This window comes from Pseudomonas multiresinivorans, assembly GCF_012971725.1.
Taxonomy (GTDB): Bacteria; Pseudomonadota; Gammaproteobacteria; order Pseudomonadales; family Pseudomonadaceae; genus Pseudomonas; species Pseudomonas multiresinivorans.
In genome coordinates this window covers 5535662-5558759 of record NZ_CP048833.1, presented here as the reverse complement: position 1 = coordinate 5558759, position 23098 = coordinate 5535662, and the positions used below count along the sequence as shown (strand labels likewise).

At 66.7% G+C, this 23098-nt stretch carries 24 protein-coding genes; 20 read left to right on the top strand and 4 right to left on the bottom strand.

The window, feature by feature from the left end:
- The first annotated feature begins 83 nt into the window (after nt 1-83).
- A complete protein-coding gene (locus G4G71_RS25465) occupies nt 84-386 on the top strand; it encodes a DUF1145 domain-containing protein (RefSeq protein WP_169941156.1) in 303 nt (100 codons plus the stop codon).
- Nucleotides 379-1143, top strand: coding sequence for a collagen-like protein (locus G4G71_RS25460; RefSeq protein WP_169941154.1), 765 nt, complete (start codon nt 379-381; stop codon nt 1141-1143). The genes G4G71_RS25465 and G4G71_RS25460 overlap by 8 nt, the downstream gene beginning before the upstream one ends.
- 55 nt (nt 1144-1198) lie before the next feature.
- Here G4G71_RS25460 and G4G71_RS25455 read toward each other — a convergent pair whose 3' ends face one another.
- Nucleotides 1199-1663: a CopD family protein gene (locus tag G4G71_RS25455; RefSeq protein WP_024765224.1), complete on the bottom strand. Its 465-nt coding sequence runs from the start codon at nt 1661-1663 to the stop codon at nt 1199-1201.
- A 122-nt stretch (nt 1664-1785) separates the two neighbouring features.
- Between G4G71_RS25455 and dinG the strand changes: the two genes are divergently transcribed.
- The 6 genes from dinG (at nt 1786) to G4G71_RS25425 (ending at nt 10651) form a co-directional block, all read left to right on the top strand.
- Entirely contained in the window at nt 1786-3930 is a 2145-nt protein-coding gene (dinG, locus tag G4G71_RS25450) for an ATP-dependent DNA helicase DinG (RefSeq protein WP_169941152.1), read from the top strand.
- A 79-nt stretch (nt 3931-4009) separates the two neighbouring features.
- Nucleotides 4010-6292 (top strand): beta-galactosidase, encoded by a 2283-nt coding sequence (locus tag G4G71_RS25445; protein ID WP_169941150.1) that lies wholly within the window; start codon nt 4010-4012, stop codon nt 6290-6292.
- Between the two features lie 102 nt (nt 6293-6394).
- Nucleotides 6395-7540, top strand: a complete 1146-nt coding sequence (locus G4G71_RS25440; RefSeq protein ID WP_169941148.1) for a serine hydrolase domain-containing protein — start codon at nt 6395-6397, stop codon at nt 7538-7540.
- A gap of 244 nt (nt 7541-7784) precedes the next feature.
- The gene (locus tag G4G71_RS25435; RefSeq protein WP_169941146.1) at nt 7785-8585 is read left to right on the top strand and encodes an OmpA family protein; all 801 of its coding nucleotides are present in this window, start codon (nt 7785-7787) and stop codon (nt 8583-8585) included.
- A gap of 108 nt (nt 8586-8693) precedes the next feature.
- Entirely contained in the window at nt 8694-9341 is a 648-nt protein-coding gene (gene pdxH, locus G4G71_RS25430) for a pyridoxamine 5'-phosphate oxidase (RefSeq protein WP_169941144.1), read from the top strand.
- Nucleotides 9342-9511: 170 nt separating this feature from the next.
- Nucleotides 9512-10651, top strand: coding sequence for a glycerate kinase (locus G4G71_RS25425; protein ID WP_169941142.1), 1140 nt, complete (start codon nt 9512-9514; stop codon nt 10649-10651).
- Here the strand turns inward: G4G71_RS25425 and G4G71_RS25420 are convergent.
- Nucleotides 10636-10872: a hypothetical protein gene (locus G4G71_RS25420; RefSeq protein ID WP_054908825.1), complete on the bottom strand. Its 237-nt coding sequence runs from the start codon at nt 10870-10872 to the stop codon at nt 10636-10638. The genes G4G71_RS25425 and G4G71_RS25420 overlap by 16 nt on opposite strands.
- 205 nt (nt 10873-11077) lie before the next feature.
- Between G4G71_RS25420 and G4G71_RS25415 the strand changes: the two genes are divergently transcribed.
- The 11 genes from G4G71_RS25415 to G4G71_RS25365 all read left to right on the top strand — a co-directional run bounded on the left by G4G71_RS25415 (nt 11078) and on the right by G4G71_RS25365 (nt 20974).
- The gene (locus G4G71_RS25415; RefSeq protein ID WP_045209875.1) at nt 11078-11542 is read left to right on the top strand and encodes an outer membrane lipoprotein; all 465 of its coding nucleotides are present in this window, start codon (nt 11078-11080) and stop codon (nt 11540-11542) included.
- Nucleotides 11543-11798: 256 nt separating this feature from the next.
- The gene (locus G4G71_RS25410) at nt 11799-14594 is read left to right on the top strand and encodes a monovalent cation/H+ antiporter subunit A (RefSeq protein ID WP_169941140.1); all 2796 of its coding nucleotides are present in this window, start codon (nt 11799-11801) and stop codon (nt 14592-14594) included.
- Nucleotides 14594-14926, top strand: a complete 333-nt coding sequence (locus G4G71_RS25405) for a Na+/H+ antiporter subunit C (RefSeq protein ID WP_169941138.1) — start codon at nt 14594-14596, stop codon at nt 14924-14926. Before G4G71_RS25410 ends, G4G71_RS25405 begins: the two co-directional genes overlap by 1 nt.
- Complete coding sequence (locus tag G4G71_RS25400) at nt 14923-16419, top strand: monovalent cation/H+ antiporter subunit D (RefSeq protein ID WP_169941136.1); 1497 nt, start codon at nt 14923-14925, stop codon at nt 16417-16419. Before G4G71_RS25405 ends, G4G71_RS25400 begins: the two co-directional genes overlap by 4 nt.
- The gene (locus tag G4G71_RS25395) at nt 16416-16916 is read left to right on the top strand and encodes a Na+/H+ antiporter subunit E (RefSeq protein ID WP_169941134.1); all 501 of its coding nucleotides are present in this window, start codon (nt 16416-16418) and stop codon (nt 16914-16916) included. The genes G4G71_RS25400 and G4G71_RS25395 overlap by 4 nt, the downstream gene beginning before the upstream one ends.
- Complete coding sequence (locus G4G71_RS25390; RefSeq protein ID WP_169941133.1) at nt 16901-17170, top strand: K+/H+ antiporter subunit F; 270 nt, start codon at nt 16901-16903, stop codon at nt 17168-17170. The genes G4G71_RS25395 and G4G71_RS25390 overlap by 16 nt, the downstream gene beginning before the upstream one ends.
- Complete coding sequence (locus G4G71_RS25385; protein ID WP_169941131.1) at nt 17167-17496, top strand: Na+/H+ antiporter subunit G; 330 nt, start codon at nt 17167-17169, stop codon at nt 17494-17496. Before G4G71_RS25390 ends, G4G71_RS25385 begins: the two co-directional genes overlap by 4 nt.
- 508 nt (nt 17497-18004) lie before the next feature.
- Nucleotides 18005-18865, top strand: coding sequence for a DMT family transporter (locus G4G71_RS25380; RefSeq protein ID WP_420826031.1), 861 nt, complete (start codon nt 18005-18007; stop codon nt 18863-18865).
- 38 nt (nt 18866-18903) lie between these two features.
- Nucleotides 18904-20004: a PLP-dependent cysteine synthase family protein gene (locus tag G4G71_RS25375; RefSeq protein ID WP_169941127.1), complete on the top strand. Its 1101-nt coding sequence runs from the start codon at nt 18904-18906 to the stop codon at nt 20002-20004.
- Nucleotides 20005-20021: 17 nt separating this feature from the next.
- The gene (locus tag G4G71_RS25370; protein WP_169941125.1) at nt 20022-20726 is read left to right on the top strand and encodes an aspartate/glutamate racemase family protein; all 705 of its coding nucleotides are present in this window, start codon (nt 20022-20024) and stop codon (nt 20724-20726) included.
- Nucleotides 20723-20974: a hypothetical protein gene (locus tag G4G71_RS25365; RefSeq protein ID WP_169941123.1), complete on the top strand. Its 252-nt coding sequence runs from the start codon at nt 20723-20725 to the stop codon at nt 20972-20974. Before G4G71_RS25370 ends, G4G71_RS25365 begins: the two co-directional genes overlap by 4 nt.
- Before the next feature lie 113 nt (nt 20975-21087).
- On the opposite strand, the gene G4G71_RS25360 is transcribed toward G4G71_RS25365, so the two are convergent.
- Complete coding sequence (locus tag G4G71_RS25360) at nt 21088-21756, bottom strand: COG3650 family protein (protein ID WP_054908815.1); 669 nt, start codon at nt 21754-21756, stop codon at nt 21088-21090.
- Nucleotides 21757-21843: 87 nt separating this feature from the next.
- On the opposite strand from G4G71_RS25360, the gene G4G71_RS25355 reads away from it, so the two are divergent.
- On the top strand, nt 21844-22242 hold the full coding sequence (locus tag G4G71_RS25355; RefSeq protein WP_169941121.1) for a DUF488 domain-containing protein: 399 nt from the start codon (nt 21844-21846) through the stop codon (nt 22240-22242).
- Nucleotides 22243-22476: 234 nt separating this feature from the next.
- On the opposite strand, the gene G4G71_RS25350 is transcribed toward G4G71_RS25355, so the two are convergent.
- Nucleotides 22477-23076, bottom strand: a complete 600-nt coding sequence (locus G4G71_RS25350) for a short chain dehydrogenase (protein ID WP_169941119.1) — start codon at nt 23074-23076, stop codon at nt 22477-22479.
- Nucleotides 23077-23098 lie beyond the last annotated feature (22 nt).

Below are 23098 nucleotides of genomic sequence, written 5' to 3'. Positions count from 1 at the left end.
CCCTTTGTCATTCCCGGTTGCCACTGGCATAGCCGGGAGCAGAGGCGTATGTTCCCCGGCAAAGAAAAAACCGGGGGCACTTCATGAAAGCGTTGTTGGGGCTGGGCAAGCTGATTGCCCTGTTGTTCTGGCTGGCGGTGCTGGCCAACCTGATCCAACCCTTCGCACATCCCTTCGCCCTGCTGCTCAATGCGGCGGGAGCGCTGATCCTGCTGATTCACATCCTCGAGGTCCTGGCGCTGCGCAAGCGCCTGCAGGGGCGCCCGCATCCGGGCATGGATCGCCTGCAGATACTGCTGTTCGGCGTCTTCCATTTCGCGACCCTGCCGCAGCCGGCAGTGGAGCAACCGGCACCCGCAAAAGTAGAAGGAGATACCCATGCGTAAGTCGCTGCTGGGCCTGGCGCTGTTCGCCCCACTGGCCTGTTCGGCTGCCGGCACCGTCTCGGTGGAAGCCAACACCGTGCTGCGTCTGCCGGTGAAGGGCGACAGCCTGAGTCTGGACCGCATCAGCGTCGGCCCGGAGGGCGCGCTGCTGATTCCGTCGCGGGTCAAGGAGCTGAAGATCGGCGAGCTGGACCTGGCGAAGAACGCGCGGATCGGCGTCTTTCCTGGCAATGATGCGCTGCAGATCGAGGTGCAGCACGGCAGCCTCGCGGACGGCAGCGTGATTGCCGCGCAAGGCAGTTCCGGCAGCTTCGAGAAGCCCGCCAGCGGCGGCCGCAATCTGGTGCTGCGGCTGCAGGATGTGGCGGTGGAAAACCTGCTGATCGATGTCCGCGGCGGCGTCGGCGCGCCGGGCTATGACGGTCTGGAAGGCGGCAGCGCGCAGACTTCCGGCTGCCTGTGGGGCAGCGGCAAATCCGCCGGTGACGGGCAGAATGGCGCCGATGGCCAGGCTGGCGCACCTGGCGGCGTGGTACGCCTGGAAGTGCCGGAGCAGTTCGACGTCGCGAAGGTCAAGGTACGTCTGGAAGGCGGTGCGGGCGGTGCGGGCGGCAAGCCCGGCAAGGCTGGGCCGCGCAGCAGCGAGAAGGGCTGCTGGTTCTATTCGGTGGCGGGCGAGAAGCCCGGCGCGGAAGGCAAGGGCGGTGCGGAAGGGGCGAAGGGCAGCGAAGGCCGCCTGGACGTGAAACGCTTCTGAACCCGAGGCTCGTTTCAACTGAAGGCCCGCCCGGCTAGCCAGGCGGGCCTTTTGTTTACCAGTGCGGGCGTGCTGCGACGAAGGCCACCAGCGCCATGCCGATCAGCAGGTTCAGGCCCACGGTCTTGCGGATCTTGCCCAGCGCGGCGCCACCGGCCGGCCAGTCCTCGGCGCCCACTGCGCGGCGCAGTTCCGGCAGTTGCAGCGCCTGGATGCGCAGGAACAGCGCGAGCATCGCGACATACAACCCCATCATCACCTGCACGTAGCGCGGCGCGCCGGCCATGCCGTTGAAGCTCAGGTGCAGCATGCCCACGCCGGTCACCGGCAGCAGGATCACCGCCGCCCACACCCAGCGGAAGAAGCGCGGGAATACCTCCAGCCACAGCTTCAGCCGGGCCGGTGCCTCCAGCGCGGCGACGGCGGCCGGGCGCAGCACCATCCAGGCGAAGAACATGCCGCCGACCCAGACCAGGGCGGCCAGGAGGTGCAGGGCATAGACGAAGGCAAAGGGTGTCATTCGGACGATCTCCGCTGGCGATTGAAGACAAGCGCGCTATCATAGCCGCCGATTCGAACCACTGAAAATTTATCCAGCATCCGGATGTGTCCATTGCGCCGCGTCCGGGGCCCGGGAAGTCCATGCTCAGCACCGAACTCAAGGCCACGATCCAGGGCGCCTACTCGCGCTTCCTCGAGGCCAAGGAACTCAAGCCGCGCTACGGCCAGCGCCTGATGATCGCCGAAGTCGCCAAAGTCCTGGGGACCATTGCCAGCGACGAGGAAGGCCATCGCCTGGGCGATGCCGCCGTGGTCGCCGTGGAAGCCGGCACCGGCACCGGCAAGACCGTCGCCTACAGCCTTGCCGCCATCGCCTGCGCCAAGGCCGCCGGCAAGCGCCTGGTGGTCGCCACCGCCACCGTCGCTCTGCAGGAGCAGATCGTCCACAAGGACCTGCCCGACCTGCTGCGCAACTCCGGCCTGTCGTTCAGCTTCGCCCTGGCCAAGGGGCGCGGGCGCTACATGTGCCTGTCCAAGCTCGACCACCTGCTGCAGGAAGGCCAGGCGCAGAGCGCCACCGCCCAGCTGTTCGAGGAGGAAGGCTTCCGCATCGACGTGGACGAGACCTCCAGCAAGCTGTTCAACCAGATGATCGAGCGCCTGGCCGGCAACCGCTGGGACGGCGACCGCGACTCCTGGCCCGAGGCCATTGAGGACGCACAGTGGGCGCAGGTCACCACCGACCACAGCCAGTGCACCAACCGCCATTGCCCGAACTTCCAGCAGTGCGCCTTCTACAAGGCGCGCGAAGGCATGACCAAGGTCGACGTGATCGTCACCAACCATGACCTGGTGCTGGCCGACCTGGCACTGGGCGGCGGGGCGATCCTGCCGGACCCGCGCGACACCATTTACGTGTTCGACGAAGGCCATCACCTGCCGGACAAGGCCATCGGCCACTTCGCCCACTTCACCCGCCTGCGCGCCACCGCCGATTGGCTGGGCCAGGTGGAGAAGAACCTGACCAAGCTGCTGGCGCAGAATCCGCTGCCGGGCGACCTCGGCCGCCTGATCGAGCAGGTGCCGGAGCTGGCCCGCGAGCTGCGCACGCACCAGCAGTTCATGTTTACTGCCTGCGAAGAGGTCGGCGACTTCCGCGCCGGCGAGGACATGGAAGGCCGCGAGCGGCCGCGCCATCGCTTCGAGGGCGGGGTGATCCCCGAGCACATCCGCGAGATGGGCATCGAGCTGAAGAAGGGCTTCTCCAAGCTCACCGACCTCTTCACCCGTCTGACCGAACTGCTCAAGGAGGCCATGGACGGGGAGGGCAGCGTCGGCATCGCCAGCCACCAGGCCGAAGAGTGGTACCCACTGTTCGGCAGCCTGCTGTCCCGCGCCCAGGGCAACTGGGAACTGTGGACCGCCTTCACCAGCGAGGACCCGGAAGACAGCCCGCCCATGGCGCGCTGGCTGACCCTCGCCGAGAGCGGCACCTTCTACGACATCGAGGCCAACGCCAGCCCGATCCTCGCCGCCGAGACCCTGCGCCGCAACCTGTGGAACGTCGCCTACGGCGTGCTGGTGACCTCCGCGACGCTCACCGCCCTGGGCACCTTCGACCGCTACCGCATGCGCGCCGGCCTGCCACGCGCGGCCGTCACTGCCGTGGTGCCGAGCCCGTTCCACCATGCCGACGCCGGCGTGCTGCGCGTGCCCGACCTCAAGGCCGATCCGCGTGATGCTGCGGCTCACACCGCGGCGATCATCCGCGAGCTGCCGGAGATAGTCGAAGGTTCGCGCGGCTCGCTGATCCTGTTCTCCTCGCGCAAGCAGATGCAGGAGGTCTTCGACGGCCTGGATCGCGACTGGCGCAAGCGCGTGCTGATCCAGGGCAACCTGTCCAAGCAGGAAACCCTGAACAAGCACCGCTCCCGCGTGGACGATGGCGAGCCGAGCGTGCTGTTCGGCCTGGCGAGCTTCTCCGAAGGCGTGGACCTGCCCGGCGCCTATTGCGAGCACGTGGTGATCGCCAAGATTCCATTCGCCGTGCCGGACGATCCGGTGGAAGCGGCGCTGTCGGAATGGATCGAGGCGCGCGGCGGCAATCCCTTCATGGAGATCGCCGTGCCCGACGCCTCGCTGCGCCTGGTGCAGGCCTGCGGCCGGCTGCTGCGGACCGAGCAGGACCGCGGCACCATCACGCTGCTGGACCGTCGCGTCGTGACGCAGCGCTACGGCAAGGCCATTCTTAATGCATTGCCGCCGTTCCGCCGCGAAATTGCTTGAGAGTGCGGGAGCGAGTTCCCGCGCTGGCTGTCAAACGATCGCCCGCCGTCCGGCGGGCGTGTTGCAAGGATTCGAATCCATGACTTCGATGCGTTGGCATCTGCCGTTGCTGCTCAGCCTGGCCATCGCCAGTGCCCCGGCCTGGTCGGCTGGCGGCAATGAAACCCTGTTCAACTTCGTCAAGCCGATGGCCGTGGTCTCGATCACCACACAGAACGCCGATCTGCCCAGTTCCACCGCCGAAGCCACGCCCGAGGGCGAGATCCTGCGCCGGGTGAACTTCAACCCGGCGCCGCAGCCGACCCTGCGCCTGGCACCGTCCAGTGACAGCTGGGACTGGTCGCAGTCAGACAGCATGAGCCTGCGCGTCCAGAACGCCATGGACTGGGCCATCACCCTGGAAGTGGAAATCGAAGGCGTTGCCGGCGCCCCCGGCCTGCGCGCGAGCATCGCCCTGCCGCCGGGCCCGGCGCAGACCCTGGTGATCCCGCTGCACGCCATCTCGCCGGAAGACTTCGGCATGCGTGCCGGCGTGCCCATGCCTGTGACCCAGGACGGCCAGCGCCTGCTGCTGGCGAGCAAGGTCAGCGGCGAGCTGAACCGCAGCCAGGTCGGTGCGGTGAAGCTGTTCCTGACTTCGCCCAAGGCGGCCCAGGACATTCTCGTCGGCCGCTTCGGCACCCGCGCCGGCAACGACGAATACCACAAGGCGTACACCGGCATCGTCGATGGCTTCGGTCAGTCCACTCGCAGCGACTGGCCGGAAAAGGTCAAGAGTGCCGAGCAACTGGCCAACGCCTGGAAAGGCGAAGGCGAACAGCTGAGCAAATGGAAGCCCGCGCCCGGTCGCGACGCCTTTGGCGGGCTGCTGGATGGCCCGGCCTTCGAAGGCACCGGATTCTTCCGCACCGAAAAGCGCAATGGCCGCTGGTGGCTGGTGACGCCGGAAGGGCACTCGTTCTGGTCCATGGGCGTCAACGCGGTGAATGCCGACAGCAGCCAGACCTACGTGGAAGGCCGCGAATACATGTTCGCCAGCCTGCCCAAGGAGGACGAGCCGCTGGCCGCCTTCTACGGCCAGCGCGACGACCGCAGCGGCGTCGGCGCCCAGCAGGGCCGTGCGTTCGGCAACGGGCGCTGGTTCGACTTCTATGCCGCCAACCGCTTTCGCGCCGATGGTGGGCTGACCGGCGACGCCGCGGCAGCCGCCTGGCGCGAGCGCACCGTACAGCGCCTGGGCTCGTGGGGCTTCAATACCCTGGGCGACTGGAGTGATCCGGCCTTCGCCGACGATCCGCGCATGCCCTACAGCGTGCCACTGTCCATCAGCGGCGATTACGCCACGGTGAGCACCGGCTATGACTGGTGGGGTGCCATGCCCGACCCCTTCGACCCGCGCTTCGCCATGGCCGCCGAGCGCGCCATCGCCATCGCCGCCCGCGACCATCGCGAGGATGCATGGCTGCTGGGCTACTACGCCGACAATGAACTGGCCTGGGCCGGCCGTGGCGACGACGACCAGGCGCACTTCGCCCTGGCCTTCGGCACGCTCAAGCTGTCCACCGACAGCCCGGCCAAACGCGCCTTCATCAAGCAGCTCAAGGACAAGTACGAGGATCACGAACAGCTCGCCGAGGCCTGGGGCGTGCAGCTGGGTTCCTGGGAAGACCTCGATGCGCCGGGCTACCAGGCGCCGGTTCCGAGCGAAGCGCACCCGGCCATTGCCCAGGACTACAGCGCCTTCCTGCGCCTGTATGCGGACCAGTACTTCAAGACCCTGAAGGACTCGCTGCAATGGCATGCGCCGAACCACCTGCTGCTCGGCCCGCGCTTCGCCGTCAGCACGCCGGAAGCGCTCGCCTCCTGCGCGCAGTACTGCGACATCCTCAGCTTCAACCTCTACGTACCGCTGCCGCAGCAGGGCTTCGACGCCAACTACGTGCGCAGCCTGGACAAGCCGGTACTGATCACCGAGTTCCACTTCGGCTCCCGTGACCGCGGGCCGTTCTGGGGTGGTGTCGCCGAGGTGTACAACGAGCAGCAGCGTGGCGAGGCGTACCAGCGCTTCCTCGCCGAGGCGGCGAAACAGCCGAACATCGTCGGCGCACACTGGTTCCAGTACCTCGACCAGCCGGTGACCGGGCGCCTGCTCGATGGCGAGAACGGCCACATCGGCCTGGTCGGCATCACCGACCTGCCGTTCACCGGCTTCGTCGACGCCGTGCGCAAGGCCAACCAGCAGACGCTCAAAGGCATCGACGAACTGGCCCGCGCTGCGGCCAAGGTGGCGCCGGAGCCGCAGCCGAAACCCGCACCGGCCTCTGACGACAGCGACGACGAGGAACAAGCCTCGGAGCAATGATCCGACATTCGTGAAGTCACACCCTGCCTTCGGCAGGGTTCCCAGGGGCGGAGCGCGCTGAAAGAATGGCGCCTTCGCCCCTGCTCATTTCCGGAGTTTGAGATGACCCTGAACGGCCACTGCGATCCGCGCTTCACTCCCGTTGCCGATGCTTTCAGCGCGCTGTTCGAGGACCCGCAGGAGCGTGGTGCGGCGTTGTGCATCCAGGTCGGCGGCGAAACCGTGGTCGATCTCTGGGCTGGCAGTGCGGGCAAGGAACCGGGCCAGGACTGGCAGGCCGATACGCTGCTCAACCTGTTCTCCTGCACCAAGACTTTCGCTGCCGTCGCTGCGCTGCAACTGGTGGGAGAGGGCCGGCTCGACCTTGATGCGCCGGTGACGCGCTATTGGCCGGAGTTCGAGCAGGCTGGCAAGCAGGGCATCACCGTGCGCCAGCTCCTGTGCCATCGTGCGGGCCTGCCGGCGATACGCGAGCCGCTGGCGCCCGAGGCGCTGTACGACTGGGACACCATGACGGCCGCGCTGGCCGGCGAAACGCCCTGGTGGACACCCGGCGCGGAGCATGGCTACGCCCCCATCACCTACGGCTGGCTGATCGGCGAAGTGATCCGCCGTGTCGACGGTCGCGAGCCGGGTGCCGCCATCGTCGAACGCACGGCCAAGCCATTGGGGCTGGATTTCCACATCGGCCTGGATGACGCCGAATTCCACCGTGTAGCGCACATTGCCCGCGGCAAGGGCAACCTGGGCGACGCCGCGGCGCAACGGCTGCTACGGACCATGATGACCGACGCCGCCGCACTCTCCACCCGCGCCTTCACCAATCCGCCCTCGGTACTCACCAGCACCAACAAGCCCGAATGGCGGCGCATGTCGCAGCCGGCGGCCAACGGCCATGGCAATGCGCGCTCGCTGGCGGGCTTCTACGATGGCCTCCTGCAGGGCAAGTTGCTGGATGAAGCGCTGCTGGCCGAGCTCACCCGCGAGCATGCCGTCGGCGAGGATCGAACTTTGTTGACCTGTACGCGCTTCGGTCTTGGTTGCATGCTTGACCAGCCGAATGTCGCCAACGCCACCTACGGCCTTGGCCCTCAGGCCTTCGGCCATCCGGGGGCTGGTGGCTCCATCGGCTTCGCCGACCCGGAGCGTGAGCTGGCCTTCGGGTTCGTCGTCAACACCCTTGGCCCCTACGTGCTGATGGACCCACGCGCCCAGCGCCTGGCGCGCCTCGCCGGCGACTGCCTGTAGCGACGAGCGGGAGGAACCTTCCTCCCGCCGCACCTTCTTAAGGTCGCCCGCTTTTGCCGTCGCGCTTGCGCGCTTGACGGCGTCCCCCGCGTGCAAACATGCGCCGCTCGTCAGTTCGGGATTAAAATCTCGTTCCAACTGAGTAAGTTATGTACAACTCTTAAGCCGATTGCTGAAGTCAGGGCGCCCCGTCTACCGGTGGCGCCTGGCCTCCCGTCATGTTCCGTCTTATGGAATCGCTCCCATGAAGCTGCTGTTCTCGAATTCGCTGAAAGTCTCCACCCTTGCGCTGTGCGTCGGTCTTTCCGCCTGCAGCCAGTTCCAGTCCCAGGATCAGGCCAAGGCGCCGGATAGCGCCGTGGCCGCCGCCAAGCCCGGCACCGGTCACTGGTGGTGGCCCTTCGATGGCGACGAGGAAGCGAGCGCCGCGGCGCCCGCACCGCAGAAGCAGCCGATCGAGGCAGCCAAGGTCGCCGATGCCGGCAGCCAGCAGCCCGGTGGCCACTGGTGGTGGCCATTCGGTGTGAGCGACAGCAAGCCTGGCGCCGAAAAGGCCGCCAAGCCGCAGGACACCAAGGTCAGCAAGGAGTGGCTGGACCAGCACGAGAAGTCCCTGCGTGAAGCAGTCGCCGGCAGCAAGTTCACCGTCGAGCGCCGCGAAAACGCCCTGGTGCTGATCGCGCCGGTGGAAGGCTCCTTCAATCCCAAGCGCCCTGAACTGCTGCTGCCGATCACCCTGGCGCCGCTGGGCAACGTGGCGAAGATGCTGCAGAACGATCCGGAGAGCGGCGTACTGGTGCTCGGCCACAGCGACAGCTCGGGCGACAAGGCGACCAATGACAAGGTCAGCCTGCAGCGCGCCCAGGCGGTCTCCTCGATCTTCCGCCTCAGCGGCCTGGGCGCCGACCGCCTGCGCCTGAAGGGCGTCGGCTCCAGCCTGCCGCGCGCCGACAACGCCAGCGCCGAAGGCCGCGCGTTGAACCGCCGCGTCGAAGTGCTGGTGACCCAGCGCACCAGCCTGCTGGCGCTCGCCCAGGCCAACTGATCCGCCGCACGCAAAGCGTCATTCCGCCTGGAATGACGCTTGTCGTGGATCAAGCGCGAAGGCGCAACTCTGGATAAGCTTAAGGACTTCTTCTGCAGGAGATTTCCGATGGCTCAGACCCTGGCCGATATGCGCCGCGAATATACCCGTGATGGACTGACCGAGGCCCAGGCGCCCGCCGAGCCGTTCAGCCTGTTCAACCAGTGGTTCGAAGACGCGGTGAAGACCGAGCAACTGCCGGTCGAACCCAACGCGATGATGCTCGCCACCGCGGACGCCGACGGCCAGCCGCACTGCCGCGTGCTCTTGCTCAAGGGCCTGGACGAGCGTGGTTTCACCTTCTTCAGCAACTACGAAAGCGCCAAGGGCCAGCAACTGCTGGAGAACCCGCGCGCGGCCATGACCTTCTTCTGGCCGGCGCTGGAACGCCAGGTGCGCATCGAGGGGCGGGTGGAGAAAGTCTCCGCCGAAGAGTCCGCCGCCTATTACCGCGTGCGCCCGCTGGGCAGCCGCCTGGGCGCCTGGGCCTCGCCGCAGAGCCGGGTGATCGATGGCCGCGGCGAACTGGAGCAATTGCTGGCCGAGACGGAGCAGCGCTTCGCCGACAGCGCACCGAGCTGCCCGGACTTCTGGGGTGGCTTCCGCCTGCTGCCGAGCCGCATCGAGTTCTGGCAGGGCCGTCCGAGCCGCCTGCACGACCGTCTCAATTTCCGCTCCGAAAATGGAGCCTGGGTGCGCGAGCGCCTGGCGCCCTGATCCGTCCTCGCTCCGAGGGTCGGCTTTTCGTAGGAGCGGATTTATCCGCGATCGGGTGAGCCAGCGCACATGGCAAGTCATCGCGGACGGAGTCCGCTCCTACGCCTCCAATGTAAACGTTCGTAGCGGTGTAGGATGCCCTCCATCCTCCCGCCCAACGGACCTGTCCCATGAAAGTCGTCATCGCTCCCGACTCCTTCAAGGAAAGCCTTTCCGCCCCTGAGGTCGCCGAAGCCATTTCCCGTGGCTGGCTGCGCGCCCGGCCCGACGACGAAACCCTGCTGCGGCCCATGGCCGACGGCGGCGAAGGCACGGTGGATGCGGTGCTGGCGGCGCGGCCGGGCGAACGTCGCGAGCTGGAGGTCTGTGGCCCGCTGGAGCAGCCGGTGAAAGCCCACTGGGGCTGCCTGGCAGACGCCACGGCGGTGATCGAGATGGCTGCCGCCAGCGGCCTGCACTGGGTGCCCGAAAGCCTGCGCGATGCCACCCGCACCACCAGCCGCGGTACGGGCGAATTGATTCGCGCGGCGCTGGATGCCGGCGCGAAGAAGATCATCATCGGCCTGGGCGGCAGTGCCACCAATGACGGTGGCCTGGGTCTGCTGCAGGCGCTGGGCGCGAGTTTCCTCGATGACCAGGGCAGGGAGCTGGGCGCCGGTGGCGCGCAGCTCGCACAGCTGCAGCGCATCGACCTGTCGAACCTCGACCCGCGACTGGGCGCGGTCGAGGTCGAAGTGGCCGCGGATGTGAACAATCCCCTTTGCGGCCCGCACGGCGCCTCAGCCGTCTTCGGACCGCAGAAGGGCGCGAACCCGGCGCAGGTACAGCAGCTGGACGCCGCGCTGAAACGCTTCGCCGAAGTGGCGGCGCTGGCCCTCGGGCAGGATCACAGCCTGTTCCCCGGCGTCGGTGCCGCGGGTGGTCTGGGCTTCGCTTGCCGGGCCTTCCTCAAGGCGCGGTTCCGCCCGGGCATCGAGCTGATCGCCGAGCTGTCGGAGCTGGACGCGGGGCTTGCCGGCGCGTCGCTGGTCATTACCGGGGAAGGGCGGCTGGACGGCCAGAGCCTGCATGGGAAGACGCCGGTGGGCGTGGCCCATGTCGCCCGCCGCGCGGGCGTGCCGGTGATCGCCCTGGCTGGCAGCGTTGGCGAAGGGCTGGCCGAATTGCGCGAAGCGGGTATCGAAGCGGCGTTCAGCCTGGCGCCGGGGCCTATCACCCTGGCTGATGCCTGCGCGCGGGCGGCGCAGGAACTGGAAAACCGCGCCGAGGCGCTGGCACGTCTCTGGTCGCTGGCTCAGGCTGCGCGGTAATCGTCGGCGGCGCGCTGCAGCCAGTCGGGGAGGTCGCGGCGTTTCACTTTCTGGCGCTTGGCATCCGCCAGGCGCTCAAGCAGGTAATGGCGCTTGTGCGGATCATCGCCTGCCAGCGAGAGTGCCAGGTCGCGGTCCATCCAGCGGCGGATGCGCCAGTAGATCCACCAGTGGAAATACAGGCCGGCGGCGGTGGTGACGACGATGATGAAGTAGTCCATGGGCGAATCCAGGTGGGGTGCTTCTTCTGCGGGCACCAGCCTAACCGATCCTCCTGCAGGAAAAACTGAGCCACGGCAGGCGATTTCGGCGGATATGGCACAAACTGTACGAAAGCTGAATTCAGATCAGCTGTTTCACGACCTGGCGTGACAGGCGGGCTGTCGTCGGAGTCTAATAGTCGTAGCCCTACTCGGAGGTTCCCTAATGCGTAAAACTGCCCTGATCGCCGTGACTTTCGCTGCCCTGGCCATGACCCTCGGTGGTTGCCAGTCCAGCCTGACCGGCGACACCTACACCCGTGAAGAAGCACGTACCGTGCAGAATGTTCGCATGGGTACCATCCAGGCCCTGCGCCCCGTGAAGATCGAAGGCACCAAGACCCCGATCGGCTCGGTTGCCGGCGCTGCGGTCGGCGGCATCGGTGGCAGCGCCATCGGTGGCGGCAAGGGCAGCTATGTCACCGCCATCATTGGCGCCGTGGCCGGCGGCCTGCTCGGTGCGGCTACCGAGGAAGGCCTGACCCGTACCCAGGGCGTGGAAATCACCGTTCGCGAAGACGACGGCAGCACCCGCGCCTACGTTCAGCAGGTTGACGAAGGTGCCGTGTTCCGTGTTGGCGAGCGCGTGCGCATCCTGACCGTCAACGGTACCAGCCGCGTCGCCCACTGACCGGTTGCCGGCCGCCGACCCGTGGCGGCCATCGAAACTCAGCGCGCGACAGTCGATCCGACTGTCGCGCGCTATCGTTTTGGGGATTGGAAAGTCGGCCTGGGGCGCTGCCGGCGCGACCAGGGCTGAATTTTCGTAATAATTCAATCCATGACGCGTAATCGATAGATATGGATAATCGTGGCCTTCGTACGCCGGCCCCTGCGGTGCGGGGTCGTTTGTATGGACGCCATCCGCTGGCGAGAAGGAGCAGGACATGATTCTGGCGCTGATCATCGCGCTGCCTTTCTTCGGGGTATTGCTGCCGCTGCTGGCCGAGCGTTTCGGTCGAACGGCCTGTGCTGCCGCGACCGGCCTGGTGCCGCTCGCAGGGTTGGTCCTGCTGTTGAGCCAGCGCGCGGTGCTGGGCGCTGATCCACAGGTGTATCGCTCGGAGTGGTTGCCGGAGCTGGGCCTGAACCTCAGCCTGCGCCTGGATGGCCTGGGTTTTCTGTTCGCCCTGCTGATCCTCGGCATCGGCCTGCTGGTCATCCTCTACGCCCGCTATTACCTGTCCGAGAAGGAACCCGCCGGGCGCTTCTTCGCCTTCCTGCTGCTGTTCATGGGCGCCATGCTCGGCGTGGTGCTCAGCGAAAACCTGCTGCTGATGCTGGTGTTCTGGGAACTGACCAGCCTGTCGTCGTTCCTGCTGATCGGCTTCTGGGGCCATCGCTCGGATGCGCGCAAGGGCGCGCGGATGGCGATGGCTGTCACCGGCGGCGGCGGCCTCGCGCTGCTGGCCGGGATCCTGCTGATCGGCCATGTGGTGGGCAGCTTCGAGTTGAGCACCGTGCTCGGCGCGCGGGAGGTGCTGCAGGCCAGTCCGCTGTTCCCGCTGGCGCTGTGCCTGGTGTTGCTGGGGGTGTTCACCAAGTCGGCGCAGTTCCCGTTCCACTTCTGGCTGCCCCACGCCATGGCTGCGCCAACGCCGGTGTCGGCCTACCTGCACTCGGCGACCATGGTGAAGGCCGGCGTGTTCCTGCTGGCGCGCCTGTACCCGCTGCTATCGGGCAATGACCTGTGGTTCTACCTGGTCAGCCTCACCGGCCTTGCGACGCTGCTGATGGGGGCGTTCATTGCGCTGTTCCAGAACGACCTCAAGGGACTGCTGGCCTACTCGACCATCAGCCACCTGGGCCTGATCACCCTGTTGTTCGGCCTGGACTCGCCGATGGCCAACGTCGCGGCGATCTTCCACATCATCAACCACGCGACCTTCAAGGCCTCGCTGTTCATGGCCGCCGGCATCATCGACCACGAGACCGGCAGTCGCGACATGCGCCGTATCAATGGCATGTGGAAGTACATGCCGCATACCGCCGTCCTGGCGATGGTGGCGTCGGCGTCCATGGCCGGCGTGCCGCTGCTCAACGGCTTCCTCAGCAAGGAGATGTTCTTCGGCGAGACCCTGGCGCAGAACATGATGGGCAGCTTCAACTGGCTGATCCCGGCGCTGGCGACCGTCGGCGCGCTGTTCTCGGTGAGCTACTCGGTACGCTTCATCCACGACGTGTTCTTCAACGGCGAGCCGATCAACCTGCCCAATCCGCACCCCCACGAGCCGCCGCGCTACATGAAGGTGCCGGTGGAAATCCTGGTGCTGATCTGCCTGCTGGTGGGGATCATGCCGGGCATCATCGTCGGTCCGCTGCTGGCCGGCGCCGCCGCATCGAGCCTGAATGGCGCGCTGCCCGAGTACAGCCTGGCGATCTGGCACGGCTTCAATGTGCCGCTCGCCATGAGCTTCGTTGCCACGGCCGGCGGTGTTCTGCTCTATGTGCTGCGCAAGCCGCTGTTCGACTGGTACGCGGGGTTGCCTGCGATGGATGCCAAGCTGGTGTTCGAGCAGCAGGTGCAGCGCGTGGTGCGTTTTGCCGCGCGGGTCACCGACTATCTGGAGAACGGCTCGCTGCAGCGCTACTCGATGTTGCTGGTGCTGGCCGCGGTCATTGTGGTGCTCGCCGCGCTCGCGCCGCTGCCGAGCATCGAAGGTGATCGCCAGCAGACAGCCCTGGACGGCATCACCGCCCTGGGCTTGGTGCTGCTGGCGATCGCCGGACCGTTGACCGTATGGTTCCACCGCCAACGCCTCACCGCGCTGGTCATCCTCAGCATCGCCGGCCTGCTGGTGGCGCTGGCCTTCGCCCGCTTCGCCGCGCCGGACCTGGCGCTGACCCAGTTGTCGGTGGAGGTGGTGACCATGGTCCTGCTGATGCTGGCGCTGTACTACCTGCCCATGCGCACACCGAAGACCTCCAGCAGCCTGCGTCGCCTGCGCGATTTCGTCATCGCCCTGGGTGCCGGCCTGATGGTGACGCTGCTGACCTATGCCGTGCTGACCCGCCCGTACGACAGCATCGCCGGTTACTACCTGGAGAACAGCGTCACCGGTGGCGGCGGCCACAACGTGGTGAACGTGATCCTGGTGGACTTCCGTGGCTTCGATACCCTCGGCGAGATCACCGTGCTGGCCATCGCCGCCGTCGGCATCTTCGCGCTGCTCGACGGCCTGCGCCTGCTGCGCCGTGAACAGGACGACGAAAGCCGCGCCTGGGCGAAGGATCGCTTCCCGCCCATCCTCGCCGCGCTGTCGCGCCTGCTGCTGCCGCTGGCGCTGCTGGTCTCGGTGTTCATCTTCCTGCGCGGGCACAACCTGCCGGGCGGCGGCTTCATTGCCGGGTTGATCACCTCGGTGGCGCTGATACTCCAATACATCGCCTGTGGCAGCCGCTGGGTGAACACGCGCCTGCCGCTGGACTACAGCCGCCTCGCCGGCCTCGGTGTGCTGATCGCCGGGCTGACGGGCCTGGGCGCCTGGTTCTTCGGTTTCCCGTTCCTCACCTCGGCGTTCGGCCACTTCCACATTCCGCTGGTGGGTGAGATCGAACTCGCCACCGCCATGCTCTTCGACCTGGGGGTTTACTTCACCGTGGTCGGCGCGACGCTGTTGATTCTTTCCGGGCTGGGTTCGGTCACCGCGCCGCCGGAGCCGCTGACCAAGGAGGCGCACTGATGGAAGCGCTGTTCGCCATCGCCCTCGGGTTGCTGACCGCCAGCGGCGTCTATCTGCTGTTGCGCGCACGCACCTTCCCTGTGGTGCTGGGGCTGACTCTATTGTCCTACGCAGTGAACCTGTTCCTCTTCGCCATGGGCCGCCTTGCCGGTGACCCGGCGGTGATCGGCAAGGTCGCCAATGCTGGGGACCCGATTCCCCAGGCGCTGGTGCTGACCGCCATCGTCATCGGCTTCGCCATGACGGCTTTCGTCATCGTCCTGGCCCTGCGTGGGCTGGCGGAGACTGGCGGCGATCATGTCGATGGCGGCAACGGGGAGGAAGGCCGATGAACCACTGGCTGATCCTGCCCGTCCTGCTGCCGCTGTTTGCCGGCTGTGCGCTGCTGCTGGTCGGCGAGCGCCTGCAAGGCGGCCTCTCGCTGCTTGCCACGCTGGCGCTGTTGCCGCTTGCCGCCGTGCTGCTGCAGCAGGCCGACAGCGGCGTGGTGCAGTTCTACGCGCTGGGCAACTGGCAGCCGCCGTTCGGCATCATCCTAGTGCTGGACCGCCTCAGTGCGCTGATGATTGCCGCCACCGCGCTGCTCGCCAGCCTGTCACTGATCTACGCGCTGCGCGGGGATGACAGGCGAGGCAAGCGCTTCCACCCGCTGTTCCAGTTCCAGTTGCTGGGTTTGAACGGTGCGTTCCTCACCGGTGACCTGTTCAACCTCTTCGTGTTCTTCGAGATCCTGCTGATCGCTTCCTACGCGCTGCTGCTGCATGGCGGCGGGGCAGGGCGCGTGCGCGCGGGTGTGCACTATGTGGTGCTCAACCTCGTTGGCTCGGCGTTCTTCCTCATCGCCGTGGGCACGCTTTACGGCATCACTGGCACGCTGAACATGGCGCATATGGCCGAACGCGTAGCGCAGCTGAGCGCCGAGCAGGCGCCGCTGGTACGCGCGGCGGCCCTGTTGCTGCTGGTGGTGTTCGGCCTCAAGGCCGCGCTGCTGCCTCTGTATTTCTGGCTGCCCAGGGCCTATGCCGAGGCCACCGCGCCGGTGGCGGCGCTGTTCTCGATCATGACCAAGGTGGGCATCTACTCGATCCTGCGGGTCTACACGCTGATCTTCGGCGAGCAGGCCGGCGAGCTGGCCAACCTCGCGCAGGTCTGGCTGTGGCCGCTGGCGCTGGCTGGCATCGTCGCCGGTGCGCTCGGGGCGTTGGCGGCAACCACGCTGCAGGGTCTGTTGTCGTATCTGGTCGTGGTATCGGCCGGTACGCTGCTGGCGGCGATCGCCCTGGGCACGCCGGAAGCATTGTCCGCCGCGCTTTACTACCTGCTGCACAGCATCTGGGTGGCAGGCGGCCTGTTCCTGCTGGCCGACCTGATCGCCCGCCAGCGCGGCGAGAAGGGTGGTCGACTGGTACAAGGCCCGGCGTTGCTGCAGCCGCATCTGCTGGGCGGTGCGTTCTTCTTCGGCGCCATTGCGGTTGCCGGGTTGCCGCCACTGTCGGGCTTCCTCGGCAAGCTGATGCTGCTGCGCTCGGTAAGCGGCGGCAGCGAGGCTATCGCGCTGTGGAGCGTGGTGCTGGTCAGTGGTCTGGTAACCATCGTTGCCTTGAGCCGCGCCGGCAGCACGCTGTTCTGGCGCACCGGACTGAGCGTGCTGGGTAGCGCCAATCGCGAACCTGTGAAGATGCTGGCGAGCTTCGGTCTGCTGGCCAGCGCACCGCTGATGGTGGTCGCTGCGCGGCCGCTGATCGACTACACCCAGGCCGCCGCCGCGCAATTGCTGGATGCCGGGCTGTATCGCCAGGCGATCCTGCTGGGAGGTGGCGCATGATCCGGCGCATTTTCCCGCACCCGCTGCTCAGCGGCGTGCTGCTGCTGAGCTGGTTGCTGCTGGTCAACGATTTCTCCCTTAGCCACTGGCTGCTGGGCGCCTTCCTCGGCCTGACGATCCCGCTGTTGTGCCGCAACCTGCTGCTGTCCGCACCGCGCATCCAGCGGCCAGGGCTGCTGCTGCGCTTCATCGGCCTGGTGCTCTACGACATCGTGGTGGCGAACCTGCAGGTGGCGAAACTGGTGCTGGGGCCGAAGGCGAACCTTCGGCCGGGTTTCGTGGAAATCCCGCTGGAGCTGACCGACGACCTGGCCATCAGCATCCTCGCCAGCGTCATCACCCTGACCCCCGGCACCTGTTCCGCCGACCTGTCCGCCGACCGCCGCACGCTGCTGGTCCACGGCATCGACGTGCCCGATCCGCAGGCGCTGGTGGCGGACATCAAGGCGCGCTACGAGGCGCCGCTGAAGGAGGTGTTCGCATGCTCGGCATCGTGATCCCGATCTGCCTGGCGCTGCTGGGCCTGGCGGTGCTGCTCACCGTGGCACGGCTGATCCGCGGGCCATCGGTGGCGGACCGCATCCTCGCGCTGGATACGCTGTCGATCAAGGCCATCGCGCTGATCGTGCTGTTCGGTATCTGGAAGGGCAGCGGCCTGTACTTCGAGGCGGCGCTGCTGATCGCGGTAATGGGCTTCGTCAGTACCGTGGCGTTGTGCAAATTCATACTGCGCGGAGACATCATCGAATGAGTCTTCTGATCGAAGCGCTGGTTTGCCTGCTGTTGCTGGCCGGCAGCCTGTTCGCCCTGCTCGGTGCCATCGGCCTGTACCGGCTGCCGGACTTCTACACGCGCCTGCACGCGCCGACCAAGGCTTCGACCCTGGGCGTGGGCGGTGTGGTGCTGGCCTCGCTGCTGTACTTCAGCACGCGTGGCGAGGGTGTGAGCCTGCATGAGATCCTGATCACCGTGTTCCTCTTCATCACCGCACCAGTGAGCGCGCACCTGCTGGCCAAGGCAGCGATGCAGCAGCGCGTGCCGGTGGAGCGGGGGACCCAGGGCAAGCCGTGGGAGTGATGTTCTTTGCGAGTCCGCTGCGTGCGCTGCCCTCTCCCTAACCCTCTCCCTGAAGGGAGAGGGGACTGATCGGCGCACGGTTCTAACCTGGCGTGAGCCGGAGGCTTTGCCAACCACACTGATGCTTGCCGGCTGGCGATGAACTTCGCGAGCCCTCTCCCTAACCCTCTCCCTGAAGGGAGAGGGGACTGATCGGCGCGCGGTTCTAACCTGGCGTGAGCCGGAGGCTTTGCCAAGCACACTGATGCTTGCCGGCTGGCGATGAACTGCGCGAGCGCTCGGACTGCCCCCTCTCCCTTCAGGGAGAGGGCTGGGGAGAGGGAAACTGGCCGCGCCGACCTCAAACCGGGGTGCCATGTAACAGCAGGGGCGTCCTGCCCATACAGTTTCCCTGTGATTCTGTACCTGTCGGCCGCCGGTGCGCGCCTCCTATACTCCGGGGACCTTTTGACTGGAGCGTCCCGTGCAGCAATCCCGGCCGTTCGCCCTCGCGTGCCTGGTGCTGGCCATGGCGCTCTGGGGCAGTTCCTTCATCGCGCTGAAATTCGCCTTCCAGGAAATGCCCGCCATGTGGGTGATCTTCGCCCGGATGGCGCTGGGCAGCCTGATCTTCCTCGCCGCCTGGCGCTGGCGCGGGCGCATCGACTACCGCCGCGGTGACTGGAAGTGGCTGCTCGCCCTGGCTGCCTGCGAGCCGTGCCTTTACTTCATTTTCGAGTCCCTGGCGCTGCAGCAGACCAGCGCCGCGCAGGCCGGGATGATCACTGCGCTGCTGCCGTTGCTGGTGGCGGTTGGCGCCTACTTCCTGCTGCATGAAAGGATCGCCCGCAACACCTGGCTGGGCTTTGCCCTGGCAGTGCTCGGCTCGCTCTGGCTGACCCTGGCCAGCGAGCCGGACAGCCACGCGCCCAACCCGCTGCTGGGCAACTTCTACGAACTGCTGGCAATGCTCTGCGCCACCGGCTACACCCTGTTGCTCAAGCACCTGTCGGCGCGCTATTCGCCGTTCATCCTCACGGCGATGCAAGCGTTCATCGGCTCCGTGTTCTTCCTGCCGCTGGCGCTGGGCACTTCAGGATTGCCGCCGGCGCCCGGCCCGACCGGCTGGTTCTCCCTGGTCTACCTGGGCAGCGTGGTCACCGTCGGTGCCTATGGCCTGTACAACTTCGGCGTCAGCCGCCTGCCGGCGAGCCAGGCGACCGGCTTCATCAATCTGATCCCGGTGTTCACCCTGATCTTCGCCGCGCTGCTGCTGGGCGAAGTGCTCAGCGGCCAGCAGGCGCTGGCCGCCGGCCTGGTGTTTGCCGGTGTCGCCCTCAGCCAGTGGCGCAGCGCGCCGCCCACGTCGCCCGCCGGTGTGCTGGACTGAACTCATTGAATCGCTTGCCCTGCCAGGAGAACGACACGATGGCCGCCCAGGAACGCAACTGGACCCGCGAGGCGATCCGCATCATCGAAGCGGATTTCCAGCGCAGCGCCGATACCCACCTGATCCCGTTGGACCTGCCCGGCCTGCCGGGCGTGGAGCTGTACTTCAAGGATGAGTCGAGCCACCCCACCGGTAGCCTCAAGCACCGCCTGGCGCGCTCGCTGTTCCTCTATGCGCTGTGCAATGGCTGGCTGCGGCCGGGCGCTCCGGTGATCGAGGCATCCAGCGGTTCGACGGCGATCTCCGAAGCGTATTTCGCCCGGCTGCTCGGTGTGCCGTTCATTGCAGTGGTGCCAGCCAGCACCTCGAAGGAGAAGATCGCGCAGATCGCCTTCTATGGCGGCCAGGCGCACCTGGTGGACGACCCGACGCAGATCTACGCCGAGTCCGACCGCCTGGCGAGGGAAACCGGCGGCCACTTCATGGACCAGTTCACCTACGCCGAGCGCGCCACCGACTGGCGGGCGAACAACAACATCGCCGAGTCGATCTTCCAGCAGATGCGCCATGAGCGCTTTCCCGAACCGTCCTGGCTGGTCTCCAGCCCCGGCACCGGCGGCACGCTGGCCACGCTGGGGCGCTTCGCCCGCTATCGTCGCCACGAAACCCGCGTGCTCTGCGCCGACGCTGAGCGCTCGGTGTTCTTCGACTCCTACCGCACAGGCGACCGCGACCTGACCCTGAGCTACGGCTCGCGCATCGAAGGCATCGGCCGCCCACGCGTGGAGGCGTCCTTCCTGCCGAATGTCATCGACGCCTGCTGCAAGGTGCCGGACGACCTCTCGCTGGCCGCCATGCACTACCTGGCGCAGCGTCTGGGGCGGCATGTCGGCGGCTCCAGCGGCACCAACCTGATCGGTGCGCTGCTGGTGGCGCGGCAGATGGTGGCGCGGCGCGAGAGCGGCTCGGTGGTGGCGATTCTCTGCGACAGCGGCGAGCGCTACGAGACGACTTACTACAACCCGCTGTGGCTGATTTCCCAGGGCTTCGACCTCGATCCGCTGATCGAGGCGGTACGCCAGTGCGCCGAGCACGGCACGGCGCTGCCCGGCGATCTGCCCTGTATCGGGCTGGACTGAACCCCATGGAGGGATGCATGAAAACCATTGGCCTGATCGGCGGCATGAGCTGGGAGTCGACCATTCCCTACTACCGGCAGATCAACGAGCGCATCAAGGAAAAACTCGGCGGCCTGCACTCGGCGAAGATCGCCCTGTACAGCGTGGACTTCCACGAGATCGAGCGCCTGCAGCACGTCGGCGACTGGGAAGCCGCCGGGCGCGTACTGGCTGACGCGGCCCGTTCGCTGAAAGCCGCGGGCGCGGACTTCCTGGTGCTCTGTACCAACACCATGCACAAGGTGGCGCCGGCCATCGAGGCGGCGGTGGATATCCCGCTGCTGCACATCGCCGACCCGACCGCCGAGGCGATCCGCGCGGCGGGAGTTTCCACGGTCGGTTTGCTGGGCACGCGCTTCACCATGGAGCAGGCGTTCTACAAGGATCGCCTGGTGGACAGGTTCGGGCTGAAGGTACTGACGCCGGACGAGGCTGATCGCCAGGTCGTGCACCGGATCATCTACGAAGAACTGTGCCTGGGACGGATTCGCGACGAGTCGCGGGATGAGTACCAGCGCATCATCGCCGCGCTGGTGGAGCAGGGCGCCGAGGCGGTGATCCTGGGCTGTACGGAGATCTCCCTGCTGGTCGGCCCGGCCGATGCCTCGGTGCCGCTGTTCGACACCACCGCATTGCATGCACTGCACGCAGCCGATGCTGCCATCCAGGGAGAAACGGTATGAGCTTCATCAGCCTGAAAGTCCGCGCGGCGTTCATCATGCACGGTTACGACGAGCAGAACCGCGAGGTGATCGAGCAGGTGTCGGACCCGGACTTCGTCGAGAAGCTGGTGCGCATCGAGCGCATCCAGTCGATCAGCGAGAAGTACGTGCTGGTGACCGCCAGCGAGGGGCGGCTGGCTTACTGGGAATACGACGGGGAGTTCGCTGTGCTCAAGGCAAGGTTGGCGGCAGCGGGATTGCTGGTCTGAACTCGCCTGATGCGTAGGAGCGGACTCCGTCCGCGATCGGCCCCGCTTCGCGCCGGATATCATCGCGGACGGAGCCCGCTCCTACGTTGTCTGAAAAACTTGTGCGGGGTCGATTAATCCCCGCTGGAGCCGCCCGGATAGGCGCAGCCGCGCATGACCTTGTTGTCCAGGCGCAGCTCGGCGGAGAGGTTGCTCAGGGCGCCGCTCATGCTGTCCTGGCAGCGTGCCGGAGCGACCCACAACTCGACCTTCTCGCCGTTGGCCTCGCTGGAATAACTGGTGCTGCCGTCGGGCACGCCCTCGGCGATGTACGGCAGCGCCAGCGATTCCTTGCCCGGCTGCTCGATCAGCATGCCCTGGCTGTTCACCAGCACGCTCCAGCCCGGCTCGTTGCCGTGGGCGCGGACCACTGCGCGCTTGAAGTTCGGGTCGTCGCAGCCCGAGCCTTCGTTCTGCAGGCGATAGACCTTGGCCACTTCCAGCTTGCCGTCGGTGCCCTGGGCGCTGCTGCCGCTGAAGCTGCCGCGCAGGTCGGCGTACAGCGAGGTGGCGCCGTCGTTGAACATCTCCAGCGCGTCGCGGGGCAGGCCGGTGTTGCCGGTGTCCTCGATGCTGAAGCGGCGCTGCTCGGTGCAGCTGCGGAACACCAGTTTGCCGTCCAGACGGCTCAGTTCGCCCTGCAGGCGGGTGGAGGCGTTAAGATCGGTCTTGTTCGGCGTCCATACCTGGCAGGCGGCGAACAGGGGTAGCAGGCTGAACAGAATGAAACGGCTGGATCGCATGGAACGGGCTCCCTCGAAAGTGCGCCCACGTTACCCAGCGAAGCCGGCCACCTCAAGGGCAATGCCCAACGGCGAGGAGAATTTCGGATGATCCGCTGCAAGCGCGCTTACGAACCGGCGACCCAGGGGGACGGCCTGAGAGTTCTGGTGGACCGGCTCTGGCCACGGGGAATTCGCAAGGAAGACCTGTACATGGAGTACTGGGCCAAGGAGGCGTCGCCGTCCAACGAACTGCGCCAGCGCTTCCACCACGACCCGAGCCTGTTCGAAGAATTCCGCAAGGCCTACCACGGCGAACTGAACGCCCACCCGGAGCATTGGATGGGGCTGCTGGACCTCGCACGCAAGGGCACGCTGACGCTGCTCTACGCGGCCAGGGACGAGGAGCACAACAACGCCCGGGTGCTGGCGGAGTTTCTCGAGGACGAGTTGGCGAAGCAGGGTGAGGGGAGCTCGCCGGTCTGCTATGCCGGGAAGACCGAGTAGAGGCGGTTCGCGAGCAAGCTCGCCCCTACAAGTCCCGCTGTGGCGCGGTGCTTTTCTGTAGGACCGAGGGGGACGCCCAGTCCTTGCTCGCGAACCAGGGCAAACAGCTGACGCAGAAGCATCAGCTGCGTAGGGCGCATAACGCGCCAGCGTTATCCGCCTCCGGTGTTTACGGCGGATAACCTGTTCCAGGTTATGCGCCCTACGAAGTTGCTCGCGAGTCGTGCAGGGCGGTTACCAGATCTTGTAGACCTGCCCGGTCTGCTTGCCTTCCACGCTGCGGGCGAAGCCCAGCGCGGCGTCGGCAGCAGGTACCGGCTTGAAGCCGCGGAAGAACGGCGCGTAGCCCTCCATCGATTCCACCAGCACGTTCGGGCTCACCGCGTTGATCCGCTGGCCGCGCGGCAGTTCCAGGGCGGCGCTGCGCACGAAACCTTCCACCGCGCCGTTGACCAGGCTGGCCGAGCTGCCCAGCACGATGGGCTGTTCGCTGAGGATGCCGGTGGTGAGGGTGAAGGAAGCGCCGTCGTTGGCGTATTGGCTGCCGATCAGCACCAGGTTCACCTGGCCCATCAGCTTGTCCTTCAGACCGACCGCCATTTCCGCCTCGCCCATTTCCGACAGTGCGCCGAAGTGCACCTTGCCGGCAGCGCTGATCAGCGCGTCGAAGTTGCCGACCTGCTCGAAAAGCGCGCGGATCGAGCCGCTGTCGGTGATGTCGACGCGGAAATCGCCGCTGCTGCGGCCTACGTGGATGATCTCGTGGCGCGGGGCCAGTTCGTTGGCGACGGCCTGGCCGAGGGTGCCGCTGGCGCCGATCAGGATGATTTTCATGAAGGCTCTCCACTGAGGTGGT